At 57.1% G+C, this 424-nt stretch carries 1 protein-coding gene; it reads left to right on the top strand.

Translation table 11 applies throughout. The features are described 5' to 3' along the window. A partial coding sequence (locus tag KDM89_RS19935; RefSeq protein ID WP_212689622.1) for an aldehyde dehydrogenase family protein occupies nucleotides 1-424 on the top strand: 424 nt, incomplete at both ends.

The following is a 424-nucleotide window of genomic DNA, read 5'->3' as shown; positions in this document are numbered from 1 at the left end:
CCATCTGAAAAAACACCGCTGACCGCGATTGCAACCCACGCTTTATTTATGCGTGCGGTACAGCGTTTCGGCAGCGATGCACCGGAAGGTCTGGCAGAACTGATCATCGGTGGCCGCGATACCGGCGCACACATGGTGGACGACAAACGTGTCGCACTGGTCAGCGCGACCGGCAGCACCCGCATGGGCAAACAAGTCGCCGAAGCCTGCGCCAAACGCCTGACCCGTACGATACTGGAACTCGGTGGCAACAATGCGATGATCGTCGCACCAAGCGCCGATCTGGAAATGGCAGTGCGTGCGATTACATTCTCCGCAGTGGGAACTGCAGGGCAACGCTGCACTACCTTGCGTCGCTTATTCGTACACGACAGCGTCTACGATCAGTTGATTCCTCGCCTGAAAAAAATCTATGCCGGCTTAC

This window comes from Cognatundibacterium luofuense, from assembly GCF_018139685.1.
GTDB classification, from domain to species: domain Bacteria; phylum Pseudomonadota; class Gammaproteobacteria; order Burkholderiales; family Burkholderiaceae_D; genus Undibacterium; species Undibacterium luofuense.
This window is presented reverse-complemented; position numbering and strand designations above follow the sequence as displayed.